Source organism: Leptospira adleri, from assembly GCF_002811985.1.
Taxonomy (GTDB): Bacteria; Spirochaetota; Leptospiria; order Leptospirales; family Leptospiraceae; genus Leptospira; species Leptospira adleri.
This window is the reverse complement of sequence record NZ_NPDU01000038.1, coordinates 1-19,183: the sequence shown is the minus strand read 5'-3', so window position 1 is coordinate 19,183 and position 19,183 is coordinate 1. Positions and strand designations below refer to the sequence as shown.

The window sequence follows — 19,183 nt, the reverse complement described above, 5'->3', positions numbered from 1 at the left end:
ATTAACGATTCTGGATGGAATTTTTTTCGGATTTGAATCCGGGAAAACTCAGTTCTAATTCCTTTGTTTCCGGATTTTCAATAACACTGCAAAGCATCGGAATGATGGTCATTCTGTTTTCGTTGAATACGATCACCTTTCCGCGGAATTTTTCGATCTGTTCCCCGATATAATCCTGTTTTACGACGGGCGCGACGACGAGAGAAGTTTCCGGTTTGATTCCTCGAAAGAAAAGATGGTTATTGGAATTCGTAGAAACAAGAAAGATGCTGGTCTTTTCCAGTTCTTCCAACTCCATTAGCAAATTCTCATAATAGTATTGGAAAGAAATAAGATATCCGTCCGCCGAGTCTTTTAGAATTTGACCGCGTTTATAAAGCTCGATCCATTGAATCATTTTCTGGATCGTGTCTTTATTGATTTGCAGAACTTCCTGAACGTTGCTGATCAACGGACTGATTTCTAATTTCCTAAAATCGCTCAAACACTGATATATCAGATCCCACCATTTTTTAATTTCAACCGCGTCGTCCGGATTGTTCGGAATATACTTTCCCAAAGAATGATGTTGGTGATCGCTGAAAATAATTCCACCCACTATTTTCGAAAATTCTTCAAACGAATAAATCAGGGATTGTATCAATTCGAAAGAAGATTCCGTTTCCTCTTTCTGTTTTTGAGTAAAGCCGTAATATGAGGCCGCAATATTGGAGGGATAGAATTTTGCAATGAGAGACGGATTGATGATCTTCTGAATCGGTTTTCCCTTAGTAGGATCGGTCATCACCTGTTGATTCGGAATTCCATGGAGAGAATAATTGGTCCACGTCAGATCGTTCGTATCAAAAATTCTTCGAGCGTATTCTTTCGCTAAAAATAAAGATTCTCCGATGCTCCTGTCGCTGAATAAATAAGAATAGAATTGAATCGTAAAATCGATCGTATTCTGGTTGTCTATGATCTCCCAATTTGTTCCGATAAAACTTTTGATTCCGGACATAAGAAAGGCTCCGGCGAAGTTGTTCATCAAATCGGAGTTCAGAGTTCTGGACGCGTTCGAATTCGACTGACAAGAATTGCTAAACACCAAATCGGTGTTAAATCCCGAGTTCTTGATCTCTCTCGCTTTTAAAATTTTTCCTTCGGAGATAAGCCATCCGTTTTCCAAAGGATCGTCCGAGAAAAATAGATGACCGGAGTAGTGAATGATGTTCTTTCCTTTGATTAAAGAAAGAAGTTTCAACTTCGTGACTTGTTTTCCGCCGATAAATTCGATCTCAAGTCGGGAAGGGGAAACTTTTTCGCTCAATACTTTGAAAAGCTGCTCCCCTTCTTTTTGCGCCCATTCCAAATCTTCGGTAGGGTCGGCTATGATGAGCATTCTCAGTTTTTCTTTTTCTTTATAAGAACTTTGGCTCGATTCTCCCCTTACCGTTTTTCCGATAAAGAATTTATCGGATAAAAAGCAAGTCCCGTCGTGCAGCAGTTCCCACGGAATCACTCCGAGTTTGGGATCTATATTCAAGTGAAGATATTTTTCGGTGGTAAGACGGAGTTTTTCCTGGATCGGGGCGGGGAAGAATTGATCGTAAAAAGTCTCTCCTAAAATCTTCAATTCGTGAAGAATTTCGGTTTCAAGAGTTTTCTGAATCATCCCCTTCGAATTTACCGCATTGGAGACTCTTACTAAGTTTTCAATTTCTTTAATATACTCTAAGATGAGATCTTCGTCGATCGTAGACTGAAGATGGGATTCGGATCCGCTTCCGGACGTATCTAAAATATTAAATACGTTTACGGTTCCAACTCTGTCTATGATCAAGTTTAACATAAATGTGAATCCAGGATCAGATTATAGCATTCGATCGATTTTTCCAGAAATTCTTTTGTTAATACGAAATAAAAAGCGAAAAACCTTCACCGCGAATTTTCGTATTCTTCGCAGTGGAGGTTTGTATTCGGGATATTCTTTTTAAAATTTTAGGCTTCGAGAAGGATGAACAAATCCAAAGATTTGGAATGGTCTTTCCCTTGAAATTCAACGGTATATTTTCCTTCTCTCAGTCCGGAGAAATTTGCAATTCCTTCGCTGTTGAACTGATTGGAAAGAATAAATCTCGTATCTTTGTAAAGGTTCACTCTTTGGAAAGAATCAGCATCCGGAGATTCTATCTTTACACTTAAGAACGCGGTTTCCGGAGTTTCCTGAACCAGTTGATAAGTGAATTTAGAGTTATCGAGAACCTTTTCTTCAAAAACTACGAATTCTGAAGGATCTTTGGTTACCGCAGATCGCATAGAAGGCGCATAGTCTACTCTCGTATTGATTTGCAGAGATTCTACAAGACTTTCAAAGATACGGGCGCCGGACTTCCCCAGTTTTACTACGATCGACTCTTTGGAAGGGGACTTTCTCGCCAATTCCAGAGTGACATAACGCTTTAAGTAATCAGGCACGTCTTTCGTAAGATATCCGCCTAAATCCGCTTTTTGCAGATCCAAGGCTTCCTGAAACTCGGAATATTTTCCTTGTTGAGCGGCTTGGTTTAAATACGATACTGTAGCGGAATTGATTCCCGCTTGGATCGATTCTTCCATTTGTATGAGCTGGTTTTGCAGATTTACGTCCTTATCCGCATGGCTCGTCTCTCCGTTTAAGAGAGAGAGCAAAAGCTCGTCGTTTTGATTCTTTTTAGATCCCGAATCCATGTTGGTTCTCCAATAACTTAAAAAGACGGAATTTTTTAAAAATCCAAATCACTAAAATCTAGCTTTTTCTGAATTTTTTCAATTAAACGTAAGAGAGTGACGCTTACGTTTCCTTCCGAAATCCCGATGAGATCGGCAACCTCTCTGTACGGAGTTCTCGCAAGAAAATGTCCCTTTTTCTTCTTATCCAGAAGTTTTTTACGCTGTTCGTATTTCTTTTTCAAAGCGTGAGAGGTTTTATCGACTTCCATAGGGAGAATCGGAGCAATCTTTGCGGTATTCTGCTGTTTTTCCTTGAGATCGAGAATATTCAGATAAAGAGACGTAATTTTGTCCTCCATTCGAATATTTTCTTCCTCCCGATTGGAAAGTTCCGATCTAAGATTGAGAATTTTGTCTTTGAGAGCTTGTGCGGTCAGCCCGGTTTTATCGATGAGATATTGAACTTCGTCCTCATTGAGGTTGAGGTAATAGATATAAGAAAGTTTAAAAATTACCCTTTTATCGACTCCGATTTCTTCCAATGCTTGGTTGAATCGATCGGAGAGTTCAAAGGCTTCTTCCTGCATAGTGGGGCGAGTGTCCGGCTCGTCTTCGATCGTCGCGTATTCTTTCCCTTCTTTGCTGATTTTTCCTAGATTGGTAACCTTGAGTTCTCGTTTGGTTCTTTGCCAATCAATGAGCATGTTCCGCAAAACGGAATAGAACCAGGTTCTAAAACTGGATTTTCCTCGGAAACTTCCGAATCGGGAACCGGTCTTGAGTCTTTCAAAAGCATAGATGAAAAAGTCGCCCGCGTCATCCTCGCTCAGGTGGAAAATCTTCATCGGAAAATTGTAAATATCTTCCGAGTAGATTTCGAAAAACTGCTTGAGCGCCTCTTCATCCCCTTCCCCACAACGGGTGACGAGATCTAGGGTTTTATCTTTTGACAAATTCATTTTGTATGAGTTACTTGCACTAGGTTTAAGTCCGAATGAAAAGATTTCTCTTTATCGTAATCTGGACCGCGTTCCATCTGAGCATGGAAGCGGAAAATAATAAAGTAATAAATTATCTTGTACCGGTCAAAACGGATCAACTGGAAAACAAAATTACATCAACGTTTGGAGAATCTCGAGGCGACCATTTTCACAATGGAATGGATATTTCTTCTCTGAACGAATCTGTTCTTGCGATGGCGGACGGAAAAGTCCTCTACAGTCGTTATGCGGAAGATCATCCTTTCGAGGACGAACTCGGAACCGGGAATTCCGTTTGGTTGGATCACGGGGCGGGCAACTTTACCGCCTATTATCATCTAAAGGATGGAAGAATTTCTAAATTACTAAAACCTGATTTGATCAAAGCCGGGGAAAAGATCGGGGTTACGGGGAATTCCGGTCACTCAAGCGGAGCGCACCTCCACTTTGTTGTACTTCGGAAATACGGATTGGAAATCCTGGATCCTCTGAAATTTCTCTCTCCGATTCCGGACGGTTCCGTTCCTGAAATTTCAAGTCTTCTCGTTCACGTAAATGGAAAATTTACGAATATCAACGACGGGGACAATATCAATCTTTCCAAAGAATTTCCCTTCACGGTTTCGATCGTCGACGCGGGCGAAAAAAAATCACAGAGAAGAGGAATTACGAAGGTTCAATTCTTTCTAAATGGAGAATCTCTTCGTTCTGCGGATTTCGGTTCCTTACAATATTCGGGATCGGAGTGGAAGAACCCGGACGGTTTTGCGTTTGCGAATCTCTATCATAAGGATCAGTATTTGGTCGGAAATCTCAATTTGAAATCGGGTGAAAATACGATCAAGGTTGTTGCCTGGGATTTCAGGGGCAACGTAAACGAGAGAAGTTTTACTTTTTACGTGAGCCGGCTTTAGATTCTAAACTAAAGGAATTCGAGGGGAAGGTCACCTAAGCATTGTTTAATGGAATAAGGAAGGGGAAACCGATAGAGTTGGCACAAAGGAACTTTCCGTTCACGGCCACGACGATTCTTTTTTTAAAAATATAAGAATAGAGTTCAAGTCCATTGAATTCAGGATGAGAAATCTTATCTCTCAAAAAGTTGAAATTCTTATCCTACGTTACCCGCGATTTTACTTTTGTTGATCGCTTTGAGCTGCTCCCCAACCGAATAGAAAACGGATCGATCCCCCAAAAGGTCTGCGAGTCTCAAAAAGAGTTCCTGAACCGGTTGTATCGAATATGTATCGTGAGCGCGGATGACTCTTTTTTCTTCGGAGTTTTCGACTATATGAAAGAAGACCGGAGATTCTCCTTTGTAACAAGCGAGAAGGGAATAGAGTTTAGGGATCAATTCGGGATCCTCGGTATGTCGTTCTTCCAGACGAAGATGCAGGGATTTTTCCAAACGTTCTTCGATCGTCGCATCGTCTAAAATTTCAATACTGTTTACTTTGATCTGACCTCGAAGTTCCGCGTCTCCCACTTCGATCTTGTCGAGATCTCCTTTGATAAAGATAGCCTGATCTTCCTTTATAAAATCCTTATATTTCTGATAAGTTTTTGCAAAAGCGACACATTCTATTTCACCGGTTCGATCTTCCAGTTTGAAATTGGCAAATTCTTCGTTTCGTTTGCTGAGTTTTACGTTCTTAGAAGAGATGACTCCTGCGACTTCAACTTTGGTTCCCGATTTGAGATCGTCGAACTTTTCGATCGGAATCGTCCGCAAACTTTGGAGTTGTTTTTCATACTTATCCAACGGATGACCTGAGAGATAAAGACCTGCAACCGCCTTTTCTCTTTTTAGTTTTTCATCGATCTCCCATTCGAGCGCGTCCTTCGGAAGATTGAGCGTGAAGGATCCCTCGTTTCCGCCGAAAAGAGAAAACTGTCCTTCGTTTGCTCTTTCCTGTTCCTTTTGGGCAAAGGTAAGAATCGAATCCACGGATTCAAAAAGACATTTTCTTGTATAACCGAAGGAATCCAAAGCGCCGGCCTGAATCAGCGCTTCGAATACTTTCTTGTTGATCAATCTCGTGTCTATGTTGAGGGCAAAGTCTTGAATCGATTTGAACCCGCCGGCTTTGGCCCTCGCCTGGATGATGCTATCGCCTGCGGATTCTCCGACTCCTTTCATAGCCGAAAGTCCAAAACGAATCGTTTTGTCGTCTATAACGCTGAACGAAGTCTGGGATTCGGAAACGTCGGGGTTGAGAATTCGAACTCCCATCTCCCTTGCGTTGTTGATGTATTTTACTATATCGGTTGTCTTTCCGTGATCCGAAGCGAGAAGTGCGGTTAGATATTCGATCGTATAGTTCGCTTTCAAGTAAGCGGTCTGATACGTGATCATAGCATAAGCAACGGAGTGTGATTTGTTGAATCCGTAACCGCCGAATCTTTCCAACTGTTCGAAAAGATCCTTCGCGATCTTTTCTTGAATCCCTTGTTTTACGGCTCCTTCCACAAATTGGAATTTGAGCTTTTCCATGAGATCCGCTTTTTTCTTCGCCATCGCCTTTCGGAGCATGTCGGAATCTCCGACCGAAAATCCTCCTACGACTCGGGAAATACTCATCACTTGTTCCTGATAAACGGGAACGCCGAAAGTTTCTTTCAGAATCGGTTCGCAGGAAGGATGAGGATATGTGACTTGTTTTTTACCGGACTTGCGATCTAAGTATTCGTCCAACATCCCTTCACCCATCGGACCGGGACGATACAAGGCGATCAAGGCGACGATTTCGTCGAAGTTGCTCACCTGACTTTTTGCTACAAGATCTGTGATACCCGTGGATTCTAACTGGAAGATTCCGAGAGTGTTCGCCTTTCGAAGTAAAGCGTATGTGTTCTGATCTTCGTATGAAATTTCATCGAGGTCGATTCGTTTTCCTCTTCTCTGTTCGATGAGTTTGATCGCGTGATCCAACGTCGTTAAGTTCTTTAGACCCAAGATATCCATCTTGATCAATCCGATGCTTTCCAAGTTGTTCTTATCGTATTGAGTAACGATGGATCTAAATCCGGGTCTTTCTTTTTCCGCGACCGTGGAAAGAGGAACCACTTCTTCAAGAGGATAAGGGGATATCACGACTCCGGCCGCGTGTCTTCCCGGCTGACGGTAGTTCCCTTCTAGCCTTTGAGCGATCGCGAAAATCTTATGATTGATATCGTCCTTTTCGGAAAAGTTTTTGAGTTCCGATGAAGTGTTGAGCGCTTCCGCGATGGACATTCCCAGTTTGTTCGGGAAAGCCTTCGTCATATCGTTGGCTTCTCCGAAAGGAAGATTTAAAACTCTCGCTACGTCTTTGAGCGCGGCTTTCGCGGCAAGCGAGTTGAACGTGATGATCTGTCCGACTCTCTCTTCTCCGTAACGTCTTCGGATATAATTGATGACTTCTTCTCTTCGTTCCACGCAGAAGTCGGTATCGATATCGGGCATGTCCTTACGGTCCGGATTTAAGAATCTTTCGAAGAGAAGATTGTGCTGCAGAGGTTCCACGTTCGTGATTCCGAGCGCGAATGCGACGATGGAACCTGCGGCCGAACCTCTTCCGGGGCCGACCGGAATTCCGTTTCTTTTTGCGTAGTTGATATAATCCTGAACGATCAAAAAGTAACCTGCGAACTTCATGTTCTTGATCGTGTTGAGTTCGAAGACGACCCGGTCTTTGATTTCAGGAGTTAAGCTCGGATATTTTCTTTCGATTCCTTCCCAGATCAATTTTTCAAGATAAGAATCCGCGTCAAAGCCTTCGGGAACTTCGAATTCCGGAAGAAGATAATTTCCGAATTTCAGTTTCAAATCAACTTTATTACTAATCTCTAATGTATTATGAAACGCCGCCGGGATTTCGGGAAAAATTCTCGCCATTTCGTCCGGGCTCTTAACGTAGAATTCGCCGTTGAATCCGAACTCCATCGGATCGGTGATTCTTTTTTGCATCCCGATTCTAAGAAGAATGTCCTGAGCTTCCTGGTCCGTCTTTTTAAGAAAGTGAGAATCGTTGGTCACTACCAGAGGAATTCCGGTCTTTTTACCGAATTCATAGATTTGTTTTGCGACGACCATCTGTTCGGGGATTCCGTGATTCTGAATCTCCAAATAAAAATCCTCTTTGCGAAAGATTTCATGAAGTTTACCGGCGAGTTGAAACGACTCGTCGATCTTTCCCTCGAGAATTTTTCGATTCACTTCGCCCGCGAGACAAGCGGTCAAACAAACAAGGCCATCGCTGTGTCGATCCAGAAGATCGTAGTCGATTCTCGCTTTTTTATAAAAACCTTCTGTGTAGGATTTGCTGGAAAGACGTATTAGATTTTTGTAACCTTCTTCATTCTTTGCGAGAAGAATCAGATGGTAAGCGTTTCCATCCGCGATTTTCACCATTTCGGTTTCCTGTTTGCGGTTGGGAGAAACGTAGAATTCGCTTCCAATGATCGGCTTTACGCCTTGTTTCAGAGCTTCGTTATAAAATTCCACAGCCCCGAACATGTTCCCGTGATCGGTCATCGCCACCGATGTCATGCCGAGTTCCTTGACGTGTTGCATGAGCTCTTTGATACGGATCGCTCCGTCCAGCATGGAGTAGTTTGTGTGCAGATGAAGGTGGGCGAAGTCCTGCATTGTAAGGGACATAATAGAATTTCGGCGAACGCGACGTCAAGAGTCTAATCGTCGGAAATTTATAACTTAGACCGATTTCCGATACTTTTTGCCGAGAAGAAATTTCGAAGTCTTCCTAGAAAATGGAAGCGCGGATTTTAAGGGAAAATCACGCGGTCAAATGAGTCTTGAAATCGATTCTCTTCGTTTCATAAAGTGGGGTCATTTTTTTCGAAGTGATTCTTCTATGGAGAAACGTTCAAGAGAAAGAATTTGTTTCCAAAACAGGATTCTTTCGATTCTACCTGAAATCGGATCGGAGTTCCGTCCAAATAGAATCGAAAAGGCAAGGAATCGCGATTTGGAATCAAGAATCTCAAACCTTCGGAGGCAATGGTCCCAGTTTGTCCAAAAGGAGTTGGTTGACCAATTCCGGATCCGCCTTTCCTTTGGAGATCTTCATTACGTAGCCGACAATGGCGCCTAACGCGCGGTCTTTGCCGCTTTTGTATTTTGCAACCGCGTCCTGATTGTTCGCGATCGCTTCGTCTACGATTCTTTCGATTTCTTTGTCGTCTCGAACTACGAGAAGATTTTTCTCGGTCACGATCGTTTCCGCGTCCTTGGGAGAATTTAGCATTTCTTCAAAGACCGTTTTTCCGATTTTTCCCGAAATTTTACCGTCGGCGATCAACTTTACTAGCCCGCCGATTCTTTCTGCAGAAACAGAAAATTCTGATATTGTAATGCTTTCTTTATTTACGATTCCGAGAATTTCGTCCTTAACCCAGTTCGAAGTTCTTTTCGCGTCTCCGGAAACTTGGAGCGCGCCTTCGAAATAATCCGCGATTTCCCTTTCTGCGGTGAGAACTTCCGCGTCGTATTTGGGAAGTCCGAGTTTTTCCACAAAACGATTCTTTCTTTCGTTCGGAAGTTCGGGAAGTTTTGTACGAACGTGTTCGACCGTTTCTTTTTGGAGAATGATTACCGGAAGATCCGGATCCGGGAAGTAACGATAGTCGTGACTCATTTCTTTCGTTCTCATCGTTACCGTTTTGTTCGCGACGGAATCCCAGAGTTTCGTCTGCTGTTGAAAGGTTTTTCCTTCCAGAGCCATTTCTTTTTGCCACTCAACTTCGTAGTCGATCGCCGCTTTGACTGCCTTAAAAGAATTGAGGTTCTTGATCTCCACTCTGGTTCCGAATTTATCGGATCCTTTCGGACGAATCGAAACGTTCGCGTCGCAACGAAGAGAACCTTCTTCCATATTACAATCCGAAACTCGAATGTATTTCAGAACGGACTTTAAAGAATTTAGATAATAGTATGCCTCGTCCGAAGAGCGCATGTCAGGCTCCGATACGATTTCGATCAAAGGAGTTCCGGCTCTGTTTAAATCGACATAAGATTGTGGAACGTTCGGATCCGCTGAGTGAATCAATTTTCCCGCGTCCTCTTCCATGTGAATTCTTGTTAAGCGCACATAACGCGAGGATTCTTCTCCTTTGATCGTGAAAGTGACGCCGCCGCCGGTGCAGATCGGTTTGTCAAACTGCGAGATCTGATAACCTTTCGGAAGGTCCGGATAAAAATAATTCTTGCGATCGAATTTCGTGAAAAGGGTGATATCGCAGCCGAACGCGAGTCCGGCCATGATCGCTTTTTCCAAAGCCGATTCGTTTAGAACCGGAAGAGCGCCCGGAAGTCCCAAACAGACCGGATTTGTCTGAGAGTTCGGAGGAGCGCCGAACTTGGTTGCGCTGGTTGAGAATATCTTCGATTCCGTATTGAGTTGCGCGTGCACTTCCAGTCCGATGACTGTTTCAAATTCTGCCAACTGTATCTCCTTTTCCGGATTGTCATCCCAAACCGATCGGGGATTCTATCCCTAATCCTCGGAAGACGATCTCTAAATGTAGTCTCGGGAAAGCGGAATCTACGGGCAACGGATTTTTTATGAAACAGATCCTCTGTATAGCAAACCAGAAAGGCGGAGTAGGGAAGACGACTACGGCGGTTCATCTTGCCTTCGGTCTCGCTCTGAAGGGAGAACGTGTTCTTCTTTTGGATTTGGATGCTCAGGGGAACGCGACCTCGGTTTTTCCCGAGGAAAGAACGTCTTCTTCTTCACCTGACGACGGTAGAGAAAAAAGTTTATATAGAATTTTCCGAGACGGCGGGAATCCTTCGGAAGTTTTGATTTCTACAAGAATGGAAAGATTGAAACTCGGTCCTTCTCATCCGTCGCTCGCAGAAGTGGACGTGATGCTTTCCGGAAAGATCGACGGATTCTTCCAGCTTCGGGATTCTTTAGAAACGATCAAAGATAGTTTTGATTATGTCATCATCGATTGTCCTCCGAGTCTTTCGATGATCACCTTAAACGCGTTCGTCGCGTCGACCGGGCTCGTGGTTCCTCTTCAGGTTTCCAAATTCTCCTTGGATGGAATCGAGGCGATTTTAGAAGCTCATAAGAATACGGTGAAACGATTCAACCCTTCTCTGAAAGTTTTGGGAGCGGTTCTAACGATGTTCAATCCCAGGACGACTCTTTCTCAAACCTTGGAACCGATGATCGAACCTTACTTGAAATTATTCTCATCCAGAATTCCTCCTTCGGTGAGCGTGGAAGAAGCGCACATGCTCAAGCAGACTCTCTTTGAATATCAGCCGAAGGGCAAGGCTTCCAAGTGTTATCAAGGATTGGTGGAAGAGGTTCTCGCCTTTGGCTAAAAAAGATCTTTTAAAACAAGCCGCCGGCGCTCACGTTCGAAAAACTCTGGGAGGCGAAAATTCTCCCGAAACTCCGTCGCTTCAAACGGATTCCGTTGTTTCGGAAGAATCGTTATCGGTAGATTCTTCGCCGAACGTTCCGGAACCTTCTTCCGAAATTCTTTCCGAGGAGAAGGTTTTTGAAAAAGAATCTTTGAAAACCGAAAATCCTCCGATTCAGAATTCATCCTCTTCCGAGGCAAGAGAGGAAAAACATTTGCCCAAAAAGAACCACCTCCACAGGATAAGCAGTGTCATGAGATTGGAAGATTATACCAGACCCGAATCCGCTGAAAGAGAAGGATCCTCACGTTTTTTAAAGATTGCGGGAGTGATTTTGCTCGCGCTTGCGATTTGGTTTTTCTGGCCCGCAAAACACGAGATCTATATGGACATCGACAAGATGACTCCGGAAAAAGTTTCGGGAATGAGCTCCCAAAAAGAATATCATTTCTCTCATGGGCAGGACTTTTTTATCTACTACAAGAAGGGTTGGTCCACGCCGAAACGAGTTCGTCTTTCCATCTACAAGACCGACGGAGGCAAAGAAGAATTTTCGGTTCAAGAGAAAGACTTCCGAAAGAGTTTCGAGAAGTTTCAGACTTATTACGACGATACTTTCTTCGATCAACAGGGATCTTACGAAGTGGAGATTCGAGACGAAGACGGTGAACTCCTCGTGAACAAAAAGTTTACGATCGATTGAGTTTTTCTGACGATTCTATATAATATAAACTGAATGAACTTAGAATCCAAATCTGCTCTAAACGCAATGTCTTCCTCCGTTCTGAGGACGCTTCAGCTTTTATCCTTGTTTTTTCTTTTCGAAAATTGCGCGAAAGAACCGATTCCGGCAAACATTCCCGCCGGAGCAAAATTTGAAAAACAATTCAACGCTTACGTTTTTACGGAGCCGGGAAGAAGAAGAATCTACTACGACAACGGTAAAATCTATCAAGATTGTCAGATCAATGAAATGGGATTCGACAACGGAATCTGTAAATTCTATTCCAAATACGACGATCGATTGTTGTCCACCGGTCGTTTTGAGAATGCGGTGCGACGCGGAGAATGGATTTGGAATTTCGACAATGGAAATCTCTACATTCGACAGAACTTCGGAAAGGGAGAGCGTAAACCCGAAGTTATTATGAGCGGCGCCGAGGGAAACGAAGAAGGTTTATACGAAAGATTTTACGTCAACGGTCAGGTGGAATTAAGGGGAACTTACTCCGACGGATATAAAAACAACCTTTGGCAAAAGTTCTTTCCGGACGGGGAATTGGAATACACAGGTTATTATAAGAACGGACAAAAGATCAGAACTTGGTTCTACTATTATCCGAATCATAAAACGGAAGCGATCGAAGTTTTCGACGAGAACGGCGGCTTTATTTCTAGAACGACTTATCTTCCGGACGGCGCAAAAAACTGCGAGATGCAAAAAGGATCTCAGACCGTCTGTGAGACGTTAGCTTCTAACAAAAAGTAAATTTGTGAAGTTTACTTTTGTAATTTTATTTCTTCTCGTTGTTTATCTAAGCGTTTACTTCTCTCTTACGATTTCGAATCTTTGGATTCTGATTTCCACGTTTTCAGTGGTGCATATCGGACTTTTTCAGGCGTACCGGGAACGTCTAAGTCTGAAATTTTATCTTCTTTGTTCACTTATCCATCTTTTCAGTATTCTTCTGATGAATTTGTATTTCCGACAATCGTAAACGTTCTTACGAAAAACAAGATTCGAGATTGATTTCTGGAGTGAATCCTTTACGGAAGGAGCAATCCAATTCTTTAAATCAAAGGAAAATCGTCCGAAATTTATACCTTTGGACGAGAATTGTATTCTAAGGAACTTATTTCAAAACGTATAGGGACGAAAAGGGAATCCATTTTATAAAATTCTAATTTTGTGTGAGTTCCTACAAATTACGTCTCATCGGACTTTTGAAAGGATTTCAAATCATTCTCGACCATTTAAAGAAAGTATGAGTTCCCACATTTAAGATTTTGGGACAAAGCCTAAGGTTCAGAGAGAATCAGGGATGCGGAATTTCTTCTGAACTTTTTTAGCATTCCGACTTTTGTGTGAAACAAAAGAGTGCTGACGTAAGACCTTTTGCAGCAAATTGATTTGTGGATTTCGATGGCTGACGATCGTTGCAGTTCCTACAACGAATCAAATCCGTAAAACGCTTGAAGACGGACTTAAAGTCCGCAAGTGATAAAATGACGAGAGAAACCTTTTTGAAATTCGAAGGGTTTAGAATGTAATTTTGAATAGAAGCGAAGTTTGCAGCCGGACTACGGATCTGCGCGAAACGGCTAAGCCGGTTCGTTAAAAGGATCCTGCTTTTGGGAAGATATAACAAGAGCGGAAAAAATCCGCTCGAATTTTTGGGATCGAATGCGAATTTAAAAATTTAGAATATTCTAAAATTCTTAATTATTTTTGAAAATTTCGGTTAAATCGACTTTCCGGAAGTGAAATCCAGGATCCAAGTATTCATTGAGAGGACCGAAAACAGCAATACCACAAAAAGAATGATTCCGATGATCGAAAAGCCGATAAAAATTGTATTTCGAATGATCCTGAACTGAAGATAACTGATGGAAAGGGTCACGTTTCCGGCCGAAGAGAGTTCGTCGCTTTTCCCCATTCTAAAATAATTGCGAATGTAGAAAAGCATGAGAAAAAAGATAAGAATCAAAAGAAGAATTCCGAATTCAAACGAATAGTGTTTTTGAAGAAGAAAAATCGGAATATAAACGAGATTTCCCAAAACGATTCCGGCAACCATGATGATCACAAAATGAAAAAGAATCGGAATCCAGGAAATTTTAGAACTTGTGCTGGATTGAAATTCTCCTTCTTCTCCGTTTTGAGCCGTTTCTAAAACGCCGAAACGATCGGCGATTTTTTTTCCGTAAACTTTCGAAATCGCAAAACACATGTAAACGAGAAAGCCCGTTAATGCGAACAAGGTCAAGGAAGCGATCGTCCCTAATACCGGCGTTTGGGAAATACTTCTCATCGGGTGTTGAAGAGCCATCAATACCGGGAGAATCGAAATCAAATAAAGACTTCTATTTAAAAAAGTATAAAACCAGGCCCGATAGTAAAGACTCAAAAACGAAGTTACGGAAAGGAATATTAGAAATCCGTAAATAAATAACATGATCTTCTGCCCGAGAAGAATTCTGTTCAATCTGTCGACGGTGGCGTCTAACTGTGCGTCTGCGGGAATCGACTTCTCGTTCAATTCTTCCATTACTTTTGAAGTTAGCCTGATCTTTGAAATCAGTCCTCTTTCGATTCCCCACTGAGGAGCGAGTTCTCTTCCGGATCCTTCCAGGAGTGCTTCCATAGAATCCATATCTCTCGGATCGTAGAAGACGGGTTCGAAGGAAATATTAATCAGACAGAAAAATAAAATGATAAAGGGAAGTATTTTAGCGAGTAGTGTTTTCATAATTTAATTAAAGAAGGAATACAAAAATTGCGGTCATAGCAATTCCTAAGACGCCGAGAGCGACGAGGATTGTGATCAACAATCCCGAATCTTCGGATGTCTGGGAACTTTGAGACGTTGTTTTGGAAGGTTGTTTTCCGGCCGAAATCGTTCTTTCTCCGGTATAAGGTTTTACTTTGATTGAGTTTTCTTCTTCGTAGATTTTTCCGAATATATCGGCTCCTATTTGAACGACCGTTTCGTTTTCAACTCCGTTATTTTTTGAAGTTATGATCGTTCCGGGAACGGGACGAATCTGGCCTTCCGGAGTTTCCAATTTCATTGATTCGATGATGACCTGGGAAGAAGTGTCCGCTTTTAAAAGCTGAATCATAACTTTATCGCCGGGTTTTAAAGTATTGATCTGAACTCCCGAAACCGGAGAAAGAACGAATTTCATTGGAATCACTCTTGCGCCCGAAGGAATGTATTGTTCGACCGTTTCCGTCGGCTTTCCGAATTCTATGGAAGGAGAAGAATCCAGTGAAGGCAGATCTTCATTCGTAGATTCCGAATTCTCAACGGAAGAATCCGCACCCGATGAACTTTGATTCTCATCTTCGAGTCTTGCGCGATCGACGATCATGTAAAAAATTTGGATCTCGGGTTTGGAATTTCCCGCGGCCTGGTTGATGATCTGATTGAGGAGATAGGAAATCTTTTCGTTATCTTTTCCTTTGAAGTAATGGATGAGCTGCTCCATGAAGTCGTCCGACTTTCCATTGGTTTGAAACAGTTCGTTTAATTTGTTCGTAAGATTCTTAAGTTGTTTTCCTTCGTACTTCAACTTTTGACAAAGGTTAACGACGTCTTTGTGCGTGGAAACGGAGAGTTGTACCGAAGCGATGTTATCCGATTGGCCTACGGCCACAACTTCTAGTTTATCGATCTTTGCGTTCTGAATATCGATGACGCCCGTAAAAAGAATGTGGATGGAAGAAGCGCTGTCACGAGAGATGAATTGAAACGAATAGACCTGATTGGAGCTCATGTATTTTTAACTTAAGAAGGCTCCGTTTTGGAAACTTTCTTCTTTATTTTTGACATTCTGGTTCGGATTCAGAGAATTGTCAAACTAAGGAAGGTTTTGGCCTTCTAAATTTAAGAGTTTTTTGATGAAGTCAAATTTGTTCCGGGGTTCTTTGATATTTCTGGTAACCTCCCGCTATATACGGGGGTCCCGGGTAGCAGGTCTCCTATCTTTAAAGTCTAGACTATCGTTTATCGTGATGGCGGTCGGAGTTTCTCTGTTGATCGTCGTCTTATCTATATTCAACGGATTTCAAAGGCAGGTAAAAGAATCTCTTTGGCAAGGCGGACCTCATATCACTATCGAAAATAATTTTGATTCTGGTGATATCAAGAATTATGAAAAGGTAGTGGCTTGGCTTAGTAAGAATCCTTACTTAAAAGATAGAATCGTTTCTATCGGTGGAAGTATCACCAGCCACGGTCTGATTCAAAACAGCAATTCTTTTATTCCCATCATGGTGCGCGCGTTACCGGTCGAAAACATACAGGATTTAATCGGAAATCGTCTTCCGAACTTTCCTCGGATCGTTCATCACAATCGCGAAGAGATCATGAATTATAATTCGGAAAATCAAGTCTTGATCGGGAAAGAGATGGCGGGACTTTATAACTTCGATCTCGGCGCCAATCTTACGATGGCGGTTCCGGGTGGAAGATTCTCTTTAGGTAAGGGTGTCGACGTTTCGATCAAAACTTTTCGCACCGTCGGTTTTTTTAAGACGGGATATTATAACTACGATACGCATTACGTTTTTCTTTCTCTTCCGGTCGCACAAAGATTTTTCAGTTTAAAGGATTCCGTAAACCAGATCGCGATCAAAGTTAAGTCTCTGGACGATCTTCAAAATTGTAAAAGGGAAATTCTAAAGGAATTCAGGGATCCCGAATTTGAAAACGAGATCGGTTATTCCGCTTCTTTCGGCGTAAGAACGATCGCGGAAGAGCAGGAGAATTTTTTTACCGCATTGAAGTTGGAAAAGACGATCATCTCCATTATCGTTTTCTTATTTATCATTCTCGCGGCGTTGGGAATGGTAGCGAGCGTTTACAGTTTGGTAAGAGCGAAAAGAAAATCGATCGGCGTTCTAAAAGCTCTCGGATTGCCTTCTTCCGGCATTCTACTTATCTTTACGTTAAACGCAATGGTGGTGGGAATTTTGGCTTCGATCGTAGGCGGCGTTTCGGGAATTTTTATCGCGAGCAACTTGGAGACCATCGTAAATGCGCTTTCCGAACTGATCAACATGGTCGGATTTTATTTTTATCATTCCGAATGGACGAACGTAGAATTGGTTCCTAAAGACGTCTATTACTTCGATCATATCCCGGTCGACATAGACATTTCATTTATCTTCATGGTGACGACCGCCGCCACGATTCTTTCGGGAATCGCAGGCTATTTCCCGGCAAGATGGGCCGCCGGACTCAATCCCGTGGACACAATAAGGAACGACTAACGTGAGTCTGATACAAGTTAGAAATTTAGTAAAAAATTATCATATCCTAGATAAGGAATTTAAGATTCTAGATCATCTGGATCTCGAAGTAGAGGAAGGCGAGATCGTATCCGTGGAAGGAAAATCCGGAATCGGGAAGTCGACCCTTCTCAACATTCTCGGATCAATGGATACTTACGATTCCGGTGAAGTGAGTGTTTGCGGAGTTTCTTTGGATCAAATTTCCGAAATTGGAAAGGAGAAGTTTAGAGCGGAGAAGGTTTCTTTTATTTTTCAACATCACCTTCTTCTTCCTGACTTTACCGCTTTGGAAAACGTGAGCATTCCCCTTTTGATCAACGGAGTTCAACCCGGAAAGGCGAGACAACTTTCGATAGAGATGCTGGACCGGGTCGGATTAAAAGACCGTCACGATAACTTTCCATCTCAATTATCGGGGGGCGAGAGCGCGAGAGTCGGCGTAGCTAGAGCGTTAGTCGCCGGTAAAAAACTCGTTCTTGCGGACGAACCGACGGGAAATTTGGATCGTGAGAATTCTCGAAATCTAATGGCTTTGATCTTGGAACTCCAGAAGGAGTTTCGTTTTTCTATGGTGATCGTTACGCACGATATGGAACTCGCCGCGTTGGCGCATCGGAGAAATCAGATGGCCGGCGGAAAATTGCAGCCTATCGCTTGATTGTAAGGAAGAATTTTGTATCTTTTGTTCCGGTAATGGATACGCCTTAAAATTCATCTTTCCTTCACATTCGCGAGATGATATCGCTTGAAAGACGACCGGAACTGAAACGGAATTTGAAACTTCGATTCGGTCGTATAAAGTAGGATTTTTTTTTCGGCCGAATCGATTCGGGTTCTAATGTTAAACGAAGAATCCTTTAAAACCGGAAACGTTATTTAAAAGCGAAACTCTTTCCGAAATAAAAGGCCGTCCGAAAACGCAAAGAATGGCGAACGTTTTTGGAGAATCACGGGAGCAGATCAAGAATGTCCTCCGAGACCTGTTTGTATTGCGGAACCGATCGATCCGCCTGGAACGAACTGGGAAAGATCGGTTGTATTCATTGTCTAAAACTCTTCCGAAAGGAATACCGCGCCCATCTTCGAGACGAGAAAATCGATTTTTCTTCTCGATATCTCAAAGGCGCCGAGTCCGAGAAATTTGCGCGTTTTGAATCGTTTTCCGAATCGGAAAAAATTCAAGAGTTGGATCAAATCGCGCCTCCATTTACCTTTCGTTTTAGAATCAGCCGTAATCTTTCAGGCAGAATTTACCCTGTGATCTCCGGAGTTCCGACCCAAATCTTAAAAAAATTCTTATTGGAAAGAATGGAAGTCGATCCAGCGTTTCTTCAATCGAAAGATCTCCCGACTAAGATCCCTTGGGGAGAAGGAAATCTGTTTTCCGGAGACGAGGATCACATTCGCTGGGAAATTCTTTCGTCTTCAGTGGGGGAAATGTTCCGAAGAATGGAAAATTCTCCCTTGGAAAAAATGGAGAATCAAAAATTTTTCGACTACGACGAAGAACTGGGTTATGTCACTTCTTGTCCCACGAATGCGGGTTTGGGGACGAAAATCAGTCTGAAATTCTCCACAAAACTCTGGAAAAAAGAAGGAGTTCCTACTTTTAAAGTCCCGGGCTTTTTAGAGTTTTACCTTGAAAATTCTTCAGAATTCGCCGTTTTTTATCTGAAAAATTTTGCTTATTCTCAAAAAAATTCCTTTTTAAATTTAGTTTATTATTTAGCCTTACAGGTGGAACCGGGGTTTTAGCCCGGAATTTTACTCTAACTTCCGTTCCTTTTTTGAAAACGTTCCGATATTGAAATTAAAAGCAGAACCTCACTCTCGGGTGGGAAATTGGATGCGAATTCAGTCTAATCATTACAAATAAAACACAAAGGCGCTGTTATGCTGGAATTTACTAAAAGAGCCAAAAGAGTCATCAACGAGATTGCTCAGGATGAGGCGAAGCGTCTTGGTAGCGATTATATCGGGCCGGAGCACATCCTTCTCGGTCTCCTCAAGGAAGAGGATTCGGTCGCTATCAAAATCCTGAACAACCTCAATATTAACCTCAACGAGTTGCGTAAAGAGGTGGAAAGAAGAACGCGCGAAGCATCCGGA

The 19,183-nt window shown here is 42.5% G+C and carries 15 protein-coding genes and 1 pseudogene; 9 read left to right on the top strand and 7 right to left on the bottom strand.

Annotated elements, in window-relative coordinates:
- Position 1: 1 nt before the first annotated feature.
- The 3 genes from CH376_RS14620 to CH376_RS14610 all read right to left on the bottom strand — a co-directional run bounded on the left by CH376_RS14620 (position 2) and on the right by CH376_RS14610 (position 3,650).
- Positions 2-1,831 (bottom strand): CHAT domain-containing protein, encoded by a 1,830-nt coding sequence (locus tag CH376_RS14620; protein ID WP_100784719.1) that lies wholly within the window; start codon positions 1,829-1,831, stop codon positions 2-4.
- Between the two features lie 149 nt (positions 1,832-1,980).
- Positions 1,981-2,709 carry a hypothetical protein gene (locus CH376_RS14615; RefSeq protein WP_100784720.1) on the bottom strand — a complete coding sequence of 243 codons (729 nt, stop codon included), beginning with the start codon at positions 2,707-2,709 and terminating at the stop codon, positions 1,981-1,983.
- Between the two features lie 35 nt (positions 2,710-2,744).
- Positions 2,745-3,650, bottom strand: coding sequence for an RNA polymerase sigma factor (locus tag CH376_RS14610; protein WP_100784721.1), 906 nt, complete (start codon positions 3,648-3,650; stop codon positions 2,745-2,747).
- Positions 3,651-3,685: 35 nt separating this feature from the next.
- Here CH376_RS14610 and CH376_RS14605 point away from each other — a divergent pair, with 35 nt between their 5' ends.
- Complete coding sequence (locus CH376_RS14605; protein ID WP_165781708.1) at positions 3,686-4,585, top strand: M23 family metallopeptidase; 900 nt, start codon at positions 3,686-3,688, stop codon at positions 4,583-4,585.
- A gap of 197 nt (positions 4,586-4,782) precedes the next feature.
- Here the strand turns inward: CH376_RS14605 and dnaE are convergent, their stop codons facing one another.
- Both dnaE and gatB read right to left on the bottom strand, forming a co-directional pair.
- The gene (gene dnaE / locus CH376_RS14600; protein ID WP_100784722.1) at positions 4,783-8,301 is read right to left on the bottom strand and encodes a DNA polymerase III subunit alpha; all 3,519 of its coding nucleotides are present in this window, start codon (positions 8,299-8,301) and stop codon (positions 4,783-4,785) included.
- Between the two features lie 355 nt (positions 8,302-8,656).
- The gene (gene gatB / locus CH376_RS14595) at positions 8,657-10,117 is read right to left on the bottom strand and encodes an Asp-tRNA(Asn)/Glu-tRNA(Gln) amidotransferase subunit GatB (RefSeq protein ID WP_100784723.1); all 1,461 of its coding nucleotides are present in this window, start codon (positions 10,115-10,117) and stop codon (positions 8,657-8,659) included.
- Between the two features lie 119 nt (positions 10,118-10,236).
- Between gatB and CH376_RS14590 the strand changes: the two genes are divergently transcribed.
- From CH376_RS14590 to CH376_RS14575, 4 genes and pseudogenes are all read left to right on the top strand, one after another.
- Positions 10,237-11,013 carry a ParA family protein gene (locus CH376_RS14590; RefSeq protein WP_100784724.1) on the top strand — a complete coding sequence of 259 codons (777 nt, stop codon included), beginning with the start codon at positions 10,237-10,239 and terminating at the stop codon, positions 11,011-11,013.
- 202 nt (positions 11,014-11,215) lie between these two features.
- Positions 11,216-11,758, top strand: a pseudogene (locus CH376_RS14585) (hypothetical protein); the annotation flags it as partial.
- A gap of 66 nt (positions 11,759-11,824) precedes the next feature.
- On the top strand, positions 11,825-12,544 hold the full coding sequence (locus CH376_RS14580) for a toxin-antitoxin system YwqK family antitoxin (protein ID WP_125231911.1): 720 nt from the start codon (positions 11,825-11,827) through the stop codon (positions 12,542-12,544).
- A 4-nt stretch (positions 12,545-12,548) separates the two neighbouring features.
- Positions 12,549-12,773, top strand: coding sequence for a hypothetical protein (locus CH376_RS14575; protein ID WP_100784727.1), 225 nt, complete (start codon positions 12,549-12,551; stop codon positions 12,771-12,773).
- A gap of 744 nt (positions 12,774-13,517) precedes the next feature.
- On the opposite strand, the gene CH376_RS14565 is transcribed toward CH376_RS14575, so the two are convergent.
- On the bottom strand, positions 13,518-14,525 hold the full coding sequence (locus CH376_RS14565; RefSeq protein WP_100784728.1) for an LIC_10230 family protein: 1,008 nt from the start codon (positions 14,523-14,525) through the stop codon (positions 13,518-13,520).
- A 7-nt stretch (positions 14,526-14,532) separates the two neighbouring features.
- Entirely contained in the window at positions 14,533-15,555 is a 1,023-nt protein-coding gene (locus CH376_RS14560) for a hypothetical protein (protein WP_100788136.1), read from the bottom strand.
- A 124-nt stretch (positions 15,556-15,679) separates the two neighbouring features.
- On the opposite strand from CH376_RS14560, the gene CH376_RS14555 reads away from it, so the two are divergent.
- The 4 genes from CH376_RS14555 to CH376_RS14540 form a co-directional block, all read left to right on the top strand.
- On the top strand, positions 15,680-17,053 hold the full coding sequence (locus tag CH376_RS14555) for an ABC transporter permease (RefSeq protein WP_100784730.1): 1,374 nt from the start codon (positions 15,680-15,682) through the stop codon (positions 17,051-17,053).
- Between the two features lies 1 nt (position 17,054).
- Entirely contained in the window at positions 17,055-17,732 is a 678-nt protein-coding gene (locus CH376_RS14550; protein ID WP_100784731.1) for an ABC transporter ATP-binding protein, read from the top strand.
- Between the two features lie 308 nt (positions 17,733-18,040).
- Positions 18,041-18,829, top strand: coding sequence for an ATP--guanido phosphotransferase (locus CH376_RS14545; protein WP_100784732.1), 789 nt, complete (start codon positions 18,041-18,043; stop codon positions 18,827-18,829).
- A 138-nt stretch (positions 18,830-18,967) separates the two neighbouring features.
- The coding region (locus tag CH376_RS14540; RefSeq protein WP_276329220.1) for a Clp protease N-terminal domain-containing protein at positions 18,968-19,183 on the top strand (216 nt) is incomplete at its 3' end.